17 protein-coding genes are annotated in these 14963 nt (G+C 59.5%); 3 read left to right on the plus strand and 14 right to left on the minus strand.

The window, feature by feature from the left end; genetic code table 11:
- Positions 1-79 precede the first annotated feature (79 nt).
- The 3 genes from FLO80_RS17845 to FLO80_RS17855 are packed head-to-tail and all read left to right on the plus strand — an operon-like array spanning position 80 to position 3676.
- Positions 80-1276, plus strand: a complete 1197-nt coding sequence (locus FLO80_RS17845) for an ABC-three component system protein (protein WP_245875662.1) — start codon at positions 80-82, stop codon at positions 1274-1276.
- Positions 1273-1779, plus strand: a complete 507-nt coding sequence (locus FLO80_RS17850; RefSeq protein ID WP_099911246.1) for an ABC-three component system middle component 5 — start codon at positions 1273-1275, stop codon at positions 1777-1779. Before FLO80_RS17845 ends, FLO80_RS17850 begins: the two co-directional genes overlap by 4 nt.
- Positions 1772-3676, plus strand: a complete 1905-nt coding sequence (locus FLO80_RS17855) for an ATP-binding protein (RefSeq protein ID WP_099911247.1) — start codon at positions 1772-1774, stop codon at positions 3674-3676. The genes FLO80_RS17850 and FLO80_RS17855 overlap by 8 nt, the downstream gene beginning before the upstream one ends.
- Positions 3677-3836: 160 nt before the next feature.
- Here the strand turns inward: FLO80_RS17855 and FLO80_RS17860 are convergent, their stop codons facing one another.
- The 14 genes from FLO80_RS17860 to FLO80_RS17920 are packed head-to-tail and all read right to left on the minus strand — an operon-like array spanning position 3837 to position 14932.
- Positions 3837-4913 carry a TrbL/VirB6 family protein gene (locus FLO80_RS17860; protein ID WP_099911248.1) on the minus strand — a complete coding sequence of 359 codons (1077 nt, stop codon included), beginning with the start codon at positions 4911-4913 and terminating at the stop codon, positions 3837-3839.
- Positions 4914-4925: 12 nt separating this feature from the next.
- Entirely contained in the window at positions 4926-5345 is a 420-nt protein-coding gene (locus FLO80_RS17865) for a hypothetical protein (protein WP_099911249.1), read from the minus strand.
- Positions 5342-5536: a DUF4177 domain-containing protein gene (locus tag FLO80_RS17870; protein ID WP_099911250.1), complete on the minus strand. Its 195-nt coding sequence runs from the start codon at positions 5534-5536 to the stop codon at positions 5342-5344. Before FLO80_RS17870 ends, FLO80_RS17865 begins: the two co-directional genes overlap by 4 nt.
- Positions 5533-6519 carry an ATPase, T2SS/T4P/T4SS family gene (locus FLO80_RS17875; protein ID WP_099911251.1) on the minus strand — a complete coding sequence of 329 codons (987 nt, stop codon included), beginning with the start codon at positions 6517-6519 and terminating at the stop codon, positions 5533-5535. The genes FLO80_RS17870 and FLO80_RS17875 overlap by 4 nt, the downstream gene beginning before the upstream one ends.
- A gap of 4 nt (positions 6520-6523) precedes the next feature.
- Positions 6524-7903 (minus strand): TraB/TrbI/VirB10 family type IV secretion system protein, encoded by a 1380-nt coding sequence (locus FLO80_RS17880; protein WP_099911252.1) that lies wholly within the window; start codon positions 7901-7903, stop codon positions 6524-6526.
- The gene (locus FLO80_RS17885) at positions 7900-8589 is read right to left on the minus strand and encodes a TrbG/VirB9 family P-type conjugative transfer protein (RefSeq protein WP_425439906.1); all 690 of its coding nucleotides are present in this window, start codon (positions 8587-8589) and stop codon (positions 7900-7902) included. The genes FLO80_RS17880 and FLO80_RS17885 overlap by 4 nt, the downstream gene beginning before the upstream one ends.
- An 8-nt stretch (positions 8590-8597) precedes the next feature.
- Positions 8598-9254: a VirB8 family type IV secretion system protein gene (locus FLO80_RS17890; protein ID WP_099911254.1), complete on the minus strand. Its 657-nt coding sequence runs from the start codon at positions 9252-9254 to the stop codon at positions 8598-8600.
- A gap of 14 nt (positions 9255-9268) precedes the next feature.
- Complete coding sequence (locus FLO80_RS17895) at positions 9269-10078, minus strand: type IV secretion system protein (protein ID WP_111368850.1); 810 nt, start codon at positions 10076-10078, stop codon at positions 9269-9271.
- Complete coding sequence (locus tag FLO80_RS17900; RefSeq protein WP_188078336.1) at positions 10078-11232, minus strand: lytic transglycosylase domain-containing protein; 1155 nt, start codon at positions 11230-11232, stop codon at positions 10078-10080. The genes FLO80_RS17895 and FLO80_RS17900 overlap by 1 nt, the downstream gene beginning before the upstream one ends.
- Positions 11222-11389, minus strand: coding sequence for a hypothetical protein (locus FLO80_RS22920; protein WP_009815545.1), 168 nt, complete (start codon positions 11387-11389; stop codon positions 11222-11224). Before FLO80_RS22920 ends, FLO80_RS17900 begins: the two co-directional genes overlap by 11 nt.
- Positions 11386-13761 (minus strand): VirB4 family type IV secretion/conjugal transfer ATPase, encoded by a 2376-nt coding sequence (locus FLO80_RS17905; RefSeq protein ID WP_111368809.1) that lies wholly within the window; start codon positions 13759-13761, stop codon positions 11386-11388. The genes FLO80_RS22920 and FLO80_RS17905 overlap by 4 nt, the downstream gene beginning before the upstream one ends.
- Positions 13751-14029 carry a VirB3 family type IV secretion system protein gene (locus tag FLO80_RS17910; RefSeq protein WP_058243499.1) on the minus strand — a complete coding sequence of 93 codons (279 nt, stop codon included), beginning with the start codon at positions 14027-14029 and terminating at the stop codon, positions 13751-13753. Before FLO80_RS17910 ends, FLO80_RS17905 begins: the two co-directional genes overlap by 11 nt.
- On the minus strand, positions 14022-14315 hold the full coding sequence (locus tag FLO80_RS17915) for a TrbC/VirB2 family protein (protein WP_009503803.1): 294 nt from the start codon (positions 14313-14315) through the stop codon (positions 14022-14024). Before FLO80_RS17915 ends, FLO80_RS17910 begins: the two co-directional genes overlap by 8 nt.
- Positions 14312-14932, minus strand: a complete 621-nt coding sequence (locus FLO80_RS17920) for a lytic transglycosylase domain-containing protein (RefSeq protein ID WP_058243498.1) — start codon at positions 14930-14932, stop codon at positions 14312-14314. Before FLO80_RS17920 ends, FLO80_RS17915 begins: the two co-directional genes overlap by 4 nt.
- Positions 14933-14963: the final 31 nt, after the last annotated feature.

Below are 14963 nucleotides of genomic sequence, written 5' to 3' on the forward strand. Positions count from 1 at the left end.
TCGAAATGGGCAATTTACGGTCTAGCTCTCCACTATATGTTGTGCGAGAGTTAGGAAAACAATCGAGATAGATGTTCCAGTGCCCGAAGAAGTTTCGTTCACAATTGTTCATAACCCAGAACAAGCACTGCTCGATGTGGTTTTTGTACATGGGCTGACCGGAGACCCGAAAAAGACCTGGACATCGAAGGCGGGCTACTGGCCAGACTGGATGGCAGAAGATCACCCTGACGTCCGTGTGTGCACGTTCGGTTATCCGGCCAGCAAATTTAAGAAATGGATCAAAAAAGAACTCGATATCTTCGAGCTCGCCAAACTGGCAACAGAAATTCTATGTGGAAAAGGCGTTTGCAAACGCCCCATAATCTTTGTCACGCACAGCCTTGGTGGGATCATAACAAAACTGTTATTGAACCACTGCCATGGCTCAAGCGACGAGCAAGCCGCCGCACTTGCCGCTCGGACGTTGCGCGTAATGTTTTTGGCAACACCGCATTCAGCTCCCCCGTTACCGCAAGTCGTGAAGAAAGAACTCCCTGGCTGGTCTTCGTCTCATATCACTGCGTTGTCAGGTGAGACCACTGTGCTTGAGTATATCCGAGACACCTACGGTAAATATGTGGCAAGCAATGAAAACCTAAAGAACGTTGCATATTACGAGTCACAGAAACTTTCTGGTGTCGTTCAAGTAGTTCCCATGAACTGCGCCAATCCCGGGATCAGCGGCACCGATCCAATTCCCATTGAGGCTGACCACATCAACATTTGCAAGCCTCAATCCAAGGAAAGCGCCATTTATACCAGCGTGAATAGACACATCGAACAAGCCAAGAAGTTAGCAGCGGACACACCGGAACTTAGCGATCACGATACCCAGATCGCTGCGGAAGGGTATTCTGAAAAGGCAGACTATGACCGCAGAGATTTGTGGGAAAAAATGAACGCTGCGGACCGCGAAAACAGATACACCTATGCGAACAGCCGTCAGAACAGTTTTGCACGTAAGTATATGAGTCTTGGTTTGCAGCCAGGCACGCGTTCTGACTACGATCTCCTTTTGAGTGAAGTTGAGCAGCGCTTTCAGGCGCAAGTTTACTTCCCATTGGTCTGCAAAGGGGCGACAGAAGAAGAAATCGACAATGCGGTTCAGGAAAAAGTCATCGAACCTCTCGCCAACAAAAAGATCGGAGCTACGACTTTTGGTGCTACCAACATCCAAAGCGCCATCTATTTCCTCACAGAGCAGTGCCACATACGTTGGGATACTGAACGATGAAGTCCCGTCTTTGGTATCCTCAATTGGATGTTGCCTCAGCAGCACGAAGGTTCCTTAGAATTCTTGATGGCTGGCAAGGTGACGCGCTCTCAATCGAGCGGTTATTTGTATTAGACTATTTTGTGGCTACACCTGCTTTGATCGGCGACATCAAGATGACAAATACGTATCGCAATAGATATGGCGAGCTGGGCCTTCCTAAAAAGAAGGATGAGTTTGTTGTTTTTCCCCCCGCGACTTTGCTTTTTCACTCGATGACCCCCATACAAAAACGCGCGCTTGTCTCTCTCGTCGCAAAGGAAATCTTGAGTAAGGAAAGTTATGATGTTGGCGCTGTTGCCTTGACAAATATTGGCCGACGGACTGCGAGTGATTTGTCAAATGTTCACCAAGGCGAAACCGAAACAATCGCTCTTGATTTCATGGTCAGCCTAATGGCGACAGATGAATTTGCGTCAAACTCGGACCTAAGAAGTAGAACAGGGCTGCGTTACTATGACTGACTTTGACCATAGTTTTTTAAGGTTGGACAGGCTTCGCGTAATGGCGCGCGGCAAACCCGTTTACGACCAAGAATTTCACGCCGGGGTCAATATTATCCGAGGAGAGAATAGTGTTGGTAAATCCACCATTGCTGACTTCATTTTCTTTATCCTTGGAGGTGAGTTTAAGGAATGGAAGCCGGCGACAGCACGTGTCGAAGAAGTTCAAGCTCAGATATCGACACCGCGTGGAAAGCTGTCATTAAGGCGCGAAAAGGTCGAAGGGCGGCCTCCAGTCTGGGTGTACTTCGGAGACATTGAAGCTGGCGGTGAGCACGGTATCGAAGGTTGGGAGAAGTACCCGATCTATCGCGGCCAAAGCAACTTGAGCTTCACGGAAGTTCTGTTCCGATCTATGCTTTTGCCGGAAGCGCAAAGCGATGGCGCTTCAAACATCACAAGCCACCAACTTATGCGTTTGTTGTATTCTGATCAACGAACGCCCGCGCCCCGATTGTTTCGCTTTGAGAGCTTCGACAAGGCGACGATCAGAACGGCGGTAGGAGACCTCATCTGTGGCATCCGAGGCTTTGGCCTGTTTGAAGTTGAGCTTTCAATTCGGGAACTCGAGAGTAAGTTCGCTGCGGTTGATAGCAAATGGTCTGCATTGCTGAATTCCTTCCCCGATCAGATCGGCGTTACCGTTTCGGCGATCGAGAGCGAAATTGACGGGCTAGAGAATAAGAAACGCAAGCTTACCGCAGAAATTGAAGGCGTTGATGACGCGGTGAGCAGCGACCAGAATGCGAGTTTCTTCAAAGACAGAAAACAGGCCATAGCAAAACTTCAAGCACTCCGCCAAAGCTTAGCTACCACATCGCGCAAGGTGGAGAGCAGCAAGCTTGAACAGATGGAGTTGAAAAGGTTTATTGATCATCTCACCCAATCACTCTTGATACTTGAAAGTGCGGAGCGAACCGCGCAGGTGCTTGGCAGTATTGAATTCTCGCATTGTCCTTCGTGCCTACAAACCCTTTCGAGTAAAGTGGATGACGACACCTGCCATTTGTGCGGGCAAGAGATTGACCAGGAGGTGTCAGCTAGCCGCTACAACTACATCCGTGTTGATATTGAGCTTCAGATCAAAGAATCGCGCCAACTTTTGGCACAAGAGCTTCAAGGCTTCAGCGACGCGAAACGGCACTATGGCAAGTTGCAGGGAAATTATGAGCAGCTCACAGCGGAATTCGCGTTGAAGTTCGAGATGAGCAATTCGCCCCGCGAAGCATTCTTGGCAGAACGGTACAGTGCGATTGGCCGGATTGATAAGGAGCTCGAACAGCTACGGCGTAGTATTCAGAGAGCGACGGAGCTAGACGAACTTTCAGCAGAAAAGGAACGCCTCAATGCAGACCTTACCCGCGCAAAAGATCAAAGAACGGCGTTGCAGAAAGCCGCAACAAGGCGTCGAAGCAGCGCTTTGCGCCTTGTATCCTCCAAGGCTGCAGCCATTCTTCGCATGGATGACAGTGGCGCGCAGGAAGAGTTTAAGGTCGCAGACCATGTCGACCTAAGTTTTGAAGATGATGCGATCTTGCTGGACGGTTTGGCGAATTTCTCGGAAAGCAGCAACGTCTTCCTAAAGAACGCAGCCATTCTTGGTCTCCACCTTGCGGCATGCGCGGACAAAGACTTCTTCCACCCGAGGTTCGCCCTTTTTGACAACATTGAAGACAAGGGTATGACGCCATCACGGAGCCACCGTTTTCAGGAGCTCATTGTAAAGCTCACGACGGAAACCCCATTACCCAACCAGGTCATATTTACGACTTCAATGATGAATCCAGAGCTTGAGTTGGACGATTACGTAATTGGCCCCCACTACACTGAGGACAATAAGACGCTAGATTTCGGTTGAGCGACGTTGATGCTTTCTTTGGCAAAACCGCTTCAACGATCAGGGCTGTTGACGATGTTTTCTAGACATTTTGCTGCAAGCTAGCGTACCTACCAAATGACAGCTTCGACGAGTCGCAACGCGGCGACCTCGGTGCCGAATGGATGGTCGCTTTGGTCTGTCACCGTCGACCAAGTCGTGCCAGTCTCGCAAGCTGCGCCAGCATTTTTGATCCCGAGTCTGCGGATCCTGTGCTTCCTCCGGAACCCTTCTGCCCCATGCCTTGCCTTGCAGGCATCTGCTGCACGCCAAAGAACTGCCGCGCCCTGAGGGCTGCGTATTCTGTGCCGCTCGCACCGCCGATCAGATAGCGGTTGTAGGCTTGCTGGCTGCCCATCGCTGCGCGGGCAAAGCTGTAGCCGCCGCCGAGGCCACCGGAGAGGGCGGGCATCATGATGTTGCCGGAAATCGCGCGGACGATGAAGGGTGTTGCGATTATGAACCCTTTGGCCATGAGCACCATCATAAAGAAGGGTATGAGCGCGCCGATGTTGGAAGCCCCTTCCGGATCACCCAACTCGCCTATGAGAGCCGAGGCCACCCCGGTGATGGTCGCGAAGACCCCTGCGACCACGATAGGGTAGATCGCAAATGAGATAAGCGCGGATAACCAGCGCGCGAAATAATCCTTGGTGACCTCGAAGAGGGTCAGGAAAATCATCACCGGGGCGATCCCGATCAGAAGCGCGATCATCAATCGGGAGGCCACGAGGATGAAGGCGGCCAGTCCGCCGAGGATCGAGAGCAGAAGCACACCGACGATGTCGAGCATGGCGCCAGCCATCCAGTTCAGCTCGGACCCGGCAGCGTTCAGATAGTCGCCCAGCTCCGCGATCAGCCGGTCGAATTCTTCGGCGAAAGTTCCAGAGGGTCCCGGACTGCCGCCGCCGACCGAGGCCACCAGCGCGCCCGCGATACTGTCGATCCCATAGAGAATGGCAGACGAGAACGCGTTGAACTGCATCCAATTGGTCGCGAATATCCCGATGAGCCCGATCTTGACCGCGAGCCAGAAGGCCGTGTGCCCATCCATGGCCCGATATTGATAGATCATGTTGATGCCGACGAGAATCACCACCAGCGTTGTCCCCAAAACCAGGAGCGTGCCGACTGTTGCCGCAACCGCACCAAACTGGGTTTCGGCAGCGGTATCGAGATAGGATTGGGAGGTTTCAACGAAATAGGTGACGACGCTCATCGGGGATCAGCCTTACCAATTGCCCGCGGCTTCGCAGATGGCCTTGGCGGCAGGGCGGGCGGCGTTGGCGCGGCGGTTGTAGGCGTCCGAGGCCTGCAGCATCTCCCATCGTTCGTCACTCGCGTGGACCTCGCGAAACATCGCCTCGGCATCGTCCCAGGACGGGAACCGGATCTCGCAATCGCAGCTGCCAGTCTCGACGATGCGCTCAAGGTTTTGGGCACGGTAGATGTCTTGGACCAGCACGCGCTGATAGGCTTGGCGCAGGGGGATTTCTTGCATCCAGCTGAGTTCAGTGGGGCGGTCCGGACAGACATCGAAGCGGCGCTCCAAGGTAGGGACTAGGTCGCGCTCGGCGAACGCGGGGGTGAACGTCAGGCTGAGGCCGAGGGCGAGCGCAGCCAGGATGAGGCGAAACCGCGTCACTCTCATGCCGTGACTCCAGCGGCTGTGGTCTCACGCTTCAGGAAGACCGTGTGTCCCACATTGGCGAATTCCGAGGAGCTGATCGACACCACCTCCCAGCCTTCCGCACCTTTGGCATTCAGGCTGGCTTGCATGTCGGCAAGGCTGCTTTTGCGGGTCATGGGAAAGGACAGGATAACGTATTCAAAGGTCTTCATAGGGAAGTTCCAATCTCATTAGCGCCGGGGAGGTAGAATTCCGTGATGCCGCGTTTGCCGTCATGCCGGCCTGCCTGGATGATCACATCGATCGAATTCTCGATGTATTGGATCATGTCGGCATAGGTCATCGGGATCTCGGTCTTCAGTGCTGCGATCGCAAGCCGCTGCACGGCCAATTGCGGGGTTTCGGCATGCAGCGTGGTCATGGACCCGCCGTGGCCGGTGTTGATGGCTTCCAGAAAGGTCATGGCCTCCTTGCCGCGCACTTCGCCCAGGATGATCCGGTCGGGGCGCATGCGCAGCGTGGCGGTGAGAAGCACATCGGCGGTCTGGAATTCCGCGTCGCGATTGGCGATGAGGGTCACTGCATTTGGCTGGGTCGGCAGCAGCTCGGCGGCTTCTTCGATGGTCACGATGCGTTCCTCGGATGGCACGTGAGATAGGATCTTGCGCGCGGCGACGGTCTTGCCAGTGGAGGTGCCACCCGAGACGATCATGTTGAGTTTGTTCTCGACGCAGAAGGCGAGCGCATCATCGATCAAACCCGCGGCCACCACTGCGCGCAAGGCGCGCTTTTTTTCGACGCGCAGGTCTTCGAGCTTGCGTTCTTTGCCATAAAGAAAATCGAGCGCAATGCCCTCGAGCGGCAGGCTCGAGAAGAACCGCAAGCTGATCGACATGGCCGAGAGCACGGCGGGCGGGGTGATGACCTGTGCGCGGATCGGGCGACCCTTGTAGGTGATCGATACCGAGACCATGGGGCGGTCCTTGCTCATCGTGGTATTGGCAGAGGAGGCGATCTGGTTGCCGAGGTCCCTGACCTGAACGCCCGTCAGCCTTTGATCCAGCGCGCGCATGAAGTGATCGCCCTGGAATTCTCCCCAGCAGGTCCCGTCGGGGTTGATGCAGATCTCGATGACATCGTCGCGGGCGGCGGCGTCGATCCGGTCGAGCGAGGTTTCGAGATAGCTCAGCGACATGGGCTCAGAATATCTCCAGATCGCGGTCGACCATGACCGTGACGCGGGCGCCCTGGTCGACATAGATGACGGGGCCGATAGAGAGGTAATCGCCGATGACGCTGTCCGTCGCATCTGCCAGATCATCGCCTACGTCTTCGAGAACGTCGGCGGCAGTCTCATCCTGGACCTCGGAGGCGGCGGCACTGGGTGCCGCGGAAATCAGCGAGATCAGGGCGGCAGACCCGAAACGCTCGGCAAAGCGCGTGTCCACGAAACCCGTGACACCGGAACGTCCCAGTTCATCGCCCCCGAATGAGCTGATCTGGACGGTCTGGCCCGCGGGCAGGATGATCCGGTCCCAGGCGATCGTGACGCGGCGCTGCGCGATATCGACGCCAGCGCGGTAGCGCCCGACGAGACGGGATCCGCGGGGGATCAAGAGGCGCGCGCCATCGACGCTGTAGACATCCTCGGACACCACGGCACGGGTCTGGCCGGGCAGGGAGCTGTCAAGGGCGGTTTCCATGACGGCCTGGATCATGGTGCCCTGGATGATGGTGTTGGAAGGATTGGCGATCACCTCGGCCTGCGTCACGGTGGAGGGCAGCGCACCGTTCAGCACGAAATCCGTCACCTCGCCAAAAGTGCGTTCGGTCAGAGCCGTTTCATTCGCTCCGGACGTGCCGCCAAACGCGATGGTGGGCGAGGCGATGCGCCGCTCCTGGAAGGCGCGTTCCTCCGCGGCGCGGCGCTCCAGCTCGGCCATGCGCCGGGCTTCTTCCTCGCGGCGCAGTCGCTCTTGCTCGCGTGCGCGCAGCTCATCTTCCGTGGGGCCCGCTGGGGCGGGTTGCGGTCGGCTGGCCTCGAGTTGGGCCAATTCCAGATCCATGCGGAGTTGTTCAAGACTTCGATCCCGCGCCGTCAGTTCGGCCTGAAATCGTTGCTGTGCTGCTTCCGAGGCGGCTTGTAGCGCCGCGATCTGAGCAGTCAGCGCGTCAATTGCCTCTGCGGCGGCGGTGTCTTCCTCGACAACTGGTTCAGGGGCGTTGCGCAACTCCTCGATCTGGGCCTGCAGGGCGGTGATCTGCGCCAGAAGCTCCGCGTTGGGCTCGACGGGGTCTGGTCCGACGAACACAACCTCGGGCTCGGGCGGGGGCAAGGTCTCGATAGCGCCAAAGCCGTCCCCTTCGTTTTGGAAGACGTCCGGGGTGGCCGTCGGTAAGGCTTCCTCTTCGTCGGGCTGTGAGAGGAGATAAAGCAGGGCACCACCCGCGCCGATGACGAGGATCACGATCAGCGCGAGAAGGGGCGACCGGCGCTGCGCCGCCGTGGGGGCGCGGGCACTGCCTTTCTCCAGGGCGGCGAGGCGCCTTTCCAGCTCGGTGTTCTCGGTATCGCTCATGAGGTGGCCTCCGCGGGCGGGATCGCCTCGATGCAGACCACCTCTTCGCCAAGTCGCAGGATCCATTGGCGGTTCACGCCGCTGACGCGGATCACGCCGTCTTCAGGGGTTTGCGTGTTGACCGTGCGTTCACGGCCGCCCGCGTAGCGGAAGATCGCTGGCACAGGTGCGTTTCTCGGAAACGCGAAATACGTGAAGGTCCCATCATCCCAGATGCGGGTTGGCGTGAACTCGGTCCGCGCGCTGGCACCGTAATTGTAGTTCGGCGCTTGGGCCGCGATGGCCCGTGTAGGGCGCGCATCTTCGTCCGGATAGCGGAACTGCACCACGTAGAAGGTCGGGCTGCGAACCTCCTGGACGTTGAAATAGTAGCTGCGCCGGTTGGTGTAGACCGTCACATTGGTATGGACGCCGCGCGCGACAGGCTTGATCGCGAAGGCCTGGCCGCCCGGCACGCCATCGATCTCAAACCCTTCCGTGTCGCCCGCGATGATCGAGCGGATGCTTTCACCCTCGCCAAACTCGATGGTGGTGACATGGGTGAGCGAGACGCTGATGAGGTAGACCTGACCTTCTTGATATGTTGCCAGCCGCACGCGATTGTCATTTGGGCCACCGCGCGGGATCGCTTCGGCAAAGGCAAGGCTGGGCAGCAGGGCAATCCCGAGTACAAGCAGTCTGAACACAAGCACGGTCAGTTCTCCAATCTGTCGGAGCGGATGGAATATTCGAGCACGGTGAAGCCGAAGGGGTTGGTCCAGACCTCATCGATGGACCGGCGGGTCTCGGGACGGAACTCGAAGAGAAGCGTGGCGGTGAAGAGCCCGGTCTGGGTGCCGCCCAACGATGTCAGACGCTTGCGCAGGCGCACGGTGGCGCGGTTGGTTCCGATCCGGTTGATGCTGAGGATTTCCACGTCGAGCCTGGCATTGGGGCCATAGACGGTCGGTGGATAGTTCTCATTTGCGCTGTTCCAGATCTGGCGCAGCCCGCTCTCGGCGGCCCCGTCCGAGCGGCGCAGGACGCTGCGGATGCGCAGATCGTTGTCGAGCTGGTTGTAGACCTCGCGGTCGGTCACGTAGCGGAAGACCTCCGCCTCGATGATCGCCTGGTTGGCAGTCACCGAGGAAGCGCCCACCGAGGCTTCGGGGAGTGCAAAGCCGGTGGCGGGATCATAGGGGACAACGACGGGGGGCGGGTCGACATCGAGGATCGAGACAGCCGCGGCACTCAGACAACCGATGATGCCGAAGACAAGGCCCATCAGGCCAAGGCGTTGCCAGAGCCGTTCGCGGCGCAGGGCACCGTAGACCAGTTCTTCCTCGATGATTTCTTGTTCAGTCGCCACCATTCATGCCCCCGCGATTACTCGGCCCGCAGGTCCGGCAAGGTGAAATCCATGAAGCGCTGCTCTTCGGCGATGGTGGCGGCATCGATCACGCCGCCGGTGCCATCGCCCACGGTTTGAATCGCTTCCAGCTGCCACATCGCCACGAGGGCGATGGCCAATTCAGCTGTCACGCGCGTGTTGAGATCGACGCTTTGCTTGAGCTCTTCCATGTCGTCGATGAGCGCGACAAGGCGGTCGACCCGCTCGAGCGATTGGCCGGCATCTTCATAGCTGTTCTGGGCGGCGGCTGAGACGAGCGCGCCGGTTGTTGCCTGCGTGGCCACACGGTTGGCCCCGGGATTGCCGCTGGTGGCCATTTCCGAGAGCGTGTCTTCATCGAAGCCGAGATCGGCCAGCACCCGGTCCATCTGGGTTTCGATTTCGCCTGCGCCGGAGCCCGAGAGGCCCGAGAAATCCCCAGTCTTGATCGCCTCAATCGTGGCGAGGATGTCGCCAAATTCTTGGTCGAGCAGACCGTTCAACTCGTCTTCCATTTCCGTCCGGATGATTTCTGGAAGCTCGGCAAGGCGGGTCAACGCTTCATAGGTTCTTTGCAGCTCCGCGAGTTGGTCCGTGAGAAGGCCGAGCTGTTCGCGGAGCTGCGTGAGCTGCTCGTTTTGCAGGATCTCGTCTTCGATCATCTGCCGCAGCTGCTGGATATTTTGCGCGATGTTCTGGGTATCGACGACGGGCACGCCTTGCGCGAGGGCAGGGGATAGGGCGCCAAGATGCAGACCAACCCCAAGTGTCGTGGCCAAAGCTGTCCTCAAGAGCAGATGTCCCATCATTCAATCTCCCTGATCGTAAAATCCATGAACGCGCCTTCGGCCATGCGGGCGCTGGCCTGGGCCAGCTCTTCGGCGGAGAGCACGCGGGTGCGGGCGGCCTGCAGCCTGACGCGGGCAGCCACGAGGCGCACCAGTTCGGCGCGGGCATAGGTGTTGAGCGCGATGCTTTCCTGAACGTCTTCAGTCTCAGAAATCCGTTCGACGATATCCGCAATGCGCAGGGTGGCCTGCCTGATCGCCGCAGGCGAGTTGTTGCCATAGAAGGACGCGCCGTGCCCGGTGATTGAGAGGTTGGCATTGGCGAGAAGCGCGGGGTCGATCGTGCCAAGCGCTTCGATCCCGCCGATACGGGTCAGATAGAGATTGTAGCGTTCAGGGATAACCTGGACGTAGTGCTGGGTCTCGCGGAAGGGTGGGACGCCGCCATACTCGAAAACCCGGCCGGGTCCGGCGTTATAGGCCGCGAGGGCGTTGATGATGTTGCCATCGAATGTGTTGAGCTGGGTCGCGAGGTAGCGCGCGCCGCCATGCACCTGCAGGTAGGGGCTGTCGTAGTATTCCGGGTTGATGCCGAGATCGCTGGCCGTACCGGGCATAATCTGAGTGAGGCCAAAGGCGCCGACCGGCGAGCGTGCGCCAATGGTGAAGCGGCTTTCCTGCCAGATGAGAGCCTGCAGCAGGGCCCGCCATTGGACCGGAGAAAGGCCCGCGCGGCCCACGCCCGCAAACCCGCTGGTCTCCTGGGCCACGCGAATGATGAGTTGCTCGATGCTTTCCGCCGCATCGCCGAACATCTGCGCGCCGCCAGGGTTGGGATCGATTTCGGCAGTGCCATAGACGGCCTCGACGGAGCGGTCGGGATCGCCGCTGCCGCTCTCCAGCCCTGAGACCATGGCCGGCAGCCCCTGACCGCCGAAGCTGGTCTGGGCATCGAGGATGCGTCGGAGGGTTTCCAGCTGCTCCCGTTCGATCTCGGCGATGAGTTCGCGCACGGCAAGCTTGTCGGCCTGAACAGCCAAGTCTGCCTCGCGATCGCCAGTCTCGACGATGTCACGCGCGGTCAGCCCACTGTCATTGGTCGGCACACCTTGAGACAAGGCGAGACCGGGCAGCAGGCAAAACGCCAGGATATGAGGCAGGCTAGACTTCAACGTCGCCCTCCGGCGCACCGAGCGGTGCGAAGTGGCAATCCTGGGCTGTCGCTGCCGTCGAGGCGAGAAAGGAAAAGCAATTGGCCTGCGGCTCCCGATACTGTGTGCAGGAGGCCAGCGCGCCGAGCGCAGCCAAAGCGATAAGAATACGGATCATGAAAGCCTCCAGAAGTCGGGGCGGTCGCGGTAATCGGCGCCGACAAGCGCTTCGCCCTTTTCCATGCCGCCAAGGATCGTGAGATTGGGCCCAAGGGCGCTCAGATCGGCATCGACGACGATTGAGCCCTGATCGTCGCGGATCAGTGCGAGGCGGCTGTTGCTGCCCGTGTTGAGAAGGACGTCGAGCTCCTTCTCCGTGAGGTTCAGCATGGAGTAGTCCGCAGGCTGCGCGCGGATATTGGGGAGCAGGATCTGCGTCGGCACCGCCTCGATGATGGTCTTGCCGGTCCGGGTGCGCTCGAGCTGGCTTGCGTATTGCGTCATCATCACCGCGACGGTGTTCTGCTTGCGCGCGGTCACCAGCCAGTTCGACAGCCGTTCGGCGAAATACGCGTTGTCGAGGGCCTTCCAGGCCTCGTCGATCACGATGATGGTCGGGCGGCGATCCTCGATCTCGCGCTCGACCCGGCGGAAAAGATAGGAGAGGACCGCCATCCGTTCCTTGTCGGCCTCGCTGTCGAGAATGCCGGTCAGATCGAAACCCACCACATCGCCTTTGAGCGAGAACGTGTCCTCAAGGCTCTGCCCGAAGATCCAGCCATAGCGGCCGTCCTCGGTCCATTCGAGCAGGCGCTGGTGCAGATCGCCGCCATCATCGGTGGACACAAAAAGCGACGCGAAATCCCGCCAGTTCCGCAGGGCCGGATTGGTGGCCTGGGCATTCTGGCGCACGACTTCCTGGATGCGGTTGGTCTGTGCCGGGGTCAGGGGCTTGTCGGCGCGGTAGAGCAGTGTGGCGAGCCAATCCGAAAGCCATGCGGTACCCCGCGCGTCAGTCTCGGTCCAGAGTGGGTTGAGGCCCGTGGGCTGACCGGCGTTCAGGGAGGCGTAGCGCCCGCCATTGGCGCGGACCGCCATCTCCATACCAAGACGGTAATCGAAGACGAAGATCCGCGCCCCTGCGCGACGGGCTTGCGTCATCAGAAAGGCCGACAGCACCGATTTGCCCGACCCGGGCCGTCCCATGATCAGGGTATGGCCGCTGGTCGGTTCTTTGTCGGGCGATCCCTGCTCGTGATAGGAAAACCCGTAGGCGCTCTGCTCCGGCGTGGGCAAATATGTGACGACCCGGCCCCAGGGGGTAAGTGCTGCAGGTTTGCCGAGCTGTGTCCGGTGGAAGGCCGCAAAATCCGCGAAGTTGCGGTTGGTGACGGCGCTGGCGCGGACGCGCTTTGGTTGGTTGCCGGGGTGCTGGCTGAGGTAATGCGCCTTGGCCGCGACCCGCTCGCCAATCATCTTCACGCCTTCGGTTGCGGCGGCGTTCACGATCTCGGCGCTGAGGGTTTGCAGTTCTTCGAGCGTGTCGCAAAAGAGCGTCACGACCATGTGATGCTCGCCGAAGCTTTGGCGCTTGGCCTCGAGATCATCGGCGGCGATGTCGAGGGCTTCCAGGAGCGAGAGGGCTGCGTCCTGGCTGGCCTGCATCTGGCGCTTTTGCCGCTTGATGCGGCCCGCCATGAGGTTCGAATTGATCGGCGTGAAGGAGTGCGTCACGATCATGTCGACCGGCAGGTTCAGCATGTCGAACATGGTGCAGGAGGTGCCTTCCGAGTATTCCCCGATGGTGAAACTCTTGCCGTAGCGGTGGCCCACGACGCCCTCGGAAAGCTCGAAATGGTCGCCGTGAAACGTCACGCGGGTATTGGCGACGTTGAAGGACAGAAAGCCGTAGGTGTTGGCCGGGTAGAGCGGCAGCTCGGTGCCCGTGTTGAGCGCGCCCAAAAATCCCACCAACTCTCCCGATCCGGCTGACAGCAGGCGCGGCCTGAGCTCGGTCAGCCCCGAGAGGAAGACGTTCACAGCCTCACCGAGGCGCTGCAGGCGTTTGCGGGTCTCCTCCTTCAGTCGGTCCGGCGCGCTGCGGCTCAGGAACGGCAGGAGGCTTTTCGGGGGCGGGCGGTGAATGACGGTGAGCGTCAGGGTCTTGTCGCGGAGCCCGCTGGTCTCGAGTTTCGCGCGCCAGCGCCGGTCCACCTCGCCTGCGAAGCTGTCCTCGCGGATGGGGTCGAGATCAGGTTTGATGGCCTTGGAGACCTTGTGGACGTAATAGCTGAATTCCGGCCCAAGTTGCGCGACGATGCGGGCAAAAAGCGCCGTCACCTTGTCGAGATAGGCATCGTCCGTCGTGTAGCTGTTGATCCCCTCGAGCCGGATGCAGCGGAAGAGCTCATTAACCCGGGTGCGCACGGTCTGGCCATCGACGAGGCTCACATAGGGCAGCATATGCGCAAGGCGGGTCTCGCGCGCATACCATTCCGGCGTCATCGTGCGGGGATCGAGCGCAGCATCAGGGGCTTCATCACGGGGCATAGCTGTCCCCGCCATGGATGGACCTGTTGCGCGTGGGCGGTGTCTCCTGCAGCGACGTCATCATCACATCGATGAAGCGCGGGTCCCAATCTGCGGCCTTCCAAAGCACCGGATAGAGCAGAGCCGCGACAGCCAGCATCGCAATATGCTGGACCCAGACGAAGAGAAGCACCGAGCCGAAGAGCCAGACCATCGCATACATGATGGGCAGGCCCAGGAGCTTCGGCGGACGCACGAGGCCGAGGAAGAGAGGCGCGCGCTCAGCCACCGGCAAAGACCGCGGCAACGATGGTGGGGGCGGCGGCGACACCAGCGATCCCGACAAGCACCCAAAGCGCCTGGCGCAGGTCGATGATGTTGAAGAACCAGCTCAAGAAAACGCCGAGGACCGCGAGCGTCGCGATCACAACACCGAGCGGACCTGTCAGCGCATCGACGATACCCTGCAACAGGCTCTGGATCGGGGAGAGATCGATGCTTTGAGCAAGGGCCGGTTCGGCAATGAGCAGGAATAGCGCCAGCGAGGCGACAAAGAGGTTTGAAATCTGTTTCATGAATTTGATCCTTCCAATCGGGCTACGACAGCCATGACGCGGGCCACGTGGTTCTGGGTTTCTCGGTAAGGGGGAATGCCACCGTGTTGGCGCACGGCGTCGGGACCGGCGTTGTAGGCCGCCAGCGCCAGATGCGGATCGCCGAAGCGCTCCAGCATCATCGCGAGGTAGCGGGCAGAGCCGTCGAGGTTCTGTTGAGGGTCACGCGGGTCAACGCCGAGGTCGCGCGCGGTGTCGGGCATCAGCTGACCAAGGCCAATGGCGCCCGCATGTGAGATCGCATCCTGCCGGTAGGCGCTCTCAACCTCGATATTGGCGCGGTAGAGAGCCAGCCAATCCCTCACGGAGAGCTCTGCGCGCCGCAGGCCCGGATGGCCGGCATAGCGCAGGGCCGTTGCCTCGATGCCTAAGAGAACGTCTGCGCGGGGCAGGGGTGCTGGCTGGGCGAGTGCCGCAAACCTCAGCGCGTCAGGTTCGGAAGCTGCTTCAGTCTCGCCAAGAATGGCCAAACCATCGGACGCCGATCCCTGACCAATGCCGTCATTGTAGTTTCGAGCAAAGCTGCTTTGGGAGCGTGACGGGATCAGGGAGCCGTCGCTCTCCATGACCAGGACCATTTGAGCTGAGGCAGGTGCTGCGACCAGCCAG

It is taken from the genome of Aquicoccus porphyridii, assembly GCF_008369105.1.
Taxonomy (GTDB): domain Bacteria; phylum Pseudomonadota; class Alphaproteobacteria; order Rhodobacterales; family Rhodobacteraceae; genus Aquicoccus; species Aquicoccus porphyridii.

Excerpts from the sequence above, each read along its gene's own strand:
- FLO80_RS17850 (WP_099911246.1), top strand. The coding sequence starts at position 1,273 with ATGAAGTCCCGTCTTTGGTATCCTCAATTGGATGTTGCCTCAGCAGCA.
- FLO80_RS17855 (WP_099911247.1), top strand. The coding sequence starts at position 1,772 with ATGACTGACTTTGACCATAGTTTTTTAAGGTTGGACAGGCTTCGCGTA.
- FLO80_RS17860 (WP_099911248.1), bottom strand. The coding sequence starts at position 4,913 with ATGAGCGTCGTCACCTATTTCGTTGAAACCTCCCAATCCTATCTCGAT.
- FLO80_RS17865 (WP_099911249.1), bottom strand. The coding sequence starts at position 5,345 with ATGAGAGTGACGCGGTTTCGCCTCATCCTGGCTGCGCTCGCCCTCGGC.
- FLO80_RS17870 (WP_099911250.1), bottom strand. The coding sequence starts at position 5,536 with ATGAAGACCTTTGAATACGTTATCCTGTCCTTTCCCATGACCCGCAAA.
- FLO80_RS17875 (WP_099911251.1), bottom strand. The coding sequence starts at position 6,519 with ATGTCGCTGAGCTATCTCGAAACCTCGCTCGACCGGATCGACGCCGCC.
- FLO80_RS17880 (WP_099911252.1), bottom strand. The coding sequence starts at position 7,903 with ATGAGCGATACCGAGAACACCGAGCTGGAAAGGCGCCTCGCCGCCCTG.
- FLO80_RS17890 (WP_099911254.1), bottom strand. The coding sequence starts at position 9,254 with ATGGTGGCGACTGAACAAGAAATCATCGAGGAAGAACTGGTCTACGGT.
- FLO80_RS17895 (WP_111368850.1), bottom strand. The coding sequence starts at position 10,078 with ATGGGACATCTGCTCTTGAGGACAGCTTTGGCCACGACACTTGGGGTT.
- FLO80_RS22920 (WP_009815545.1), bottom strand. The coding sequence starts at position 11,389 with ATGATCCGTATTCTTATCGCTTTGGCTGCGCTCGGCGCGCTGGCCTCC.
- FLO80_RS17905 (WP_111368809.1), bottom strand. The coding sequence starts at position 13,761 with ATGCCCCGTGATGAAGCCCCTGATGCTGCGCTCGATCCCCGCACGATG.
- FLO80_RS17915 (WP_009503803.1), bottom strand. The coding sequence starts at position 14,315 with ATGAAACAGATTTCAAACCTCTTTGTCGCCTCGCTGGCGCTATTCCTG.
- FLO80_RS17920 (WP_058243498.1), bottom strand. The coding sequence starts at position 14,932 with ATGGTCCTGGTCATGGAGAGCGACGGCTCCCTGATCCCGTCACGCTCC.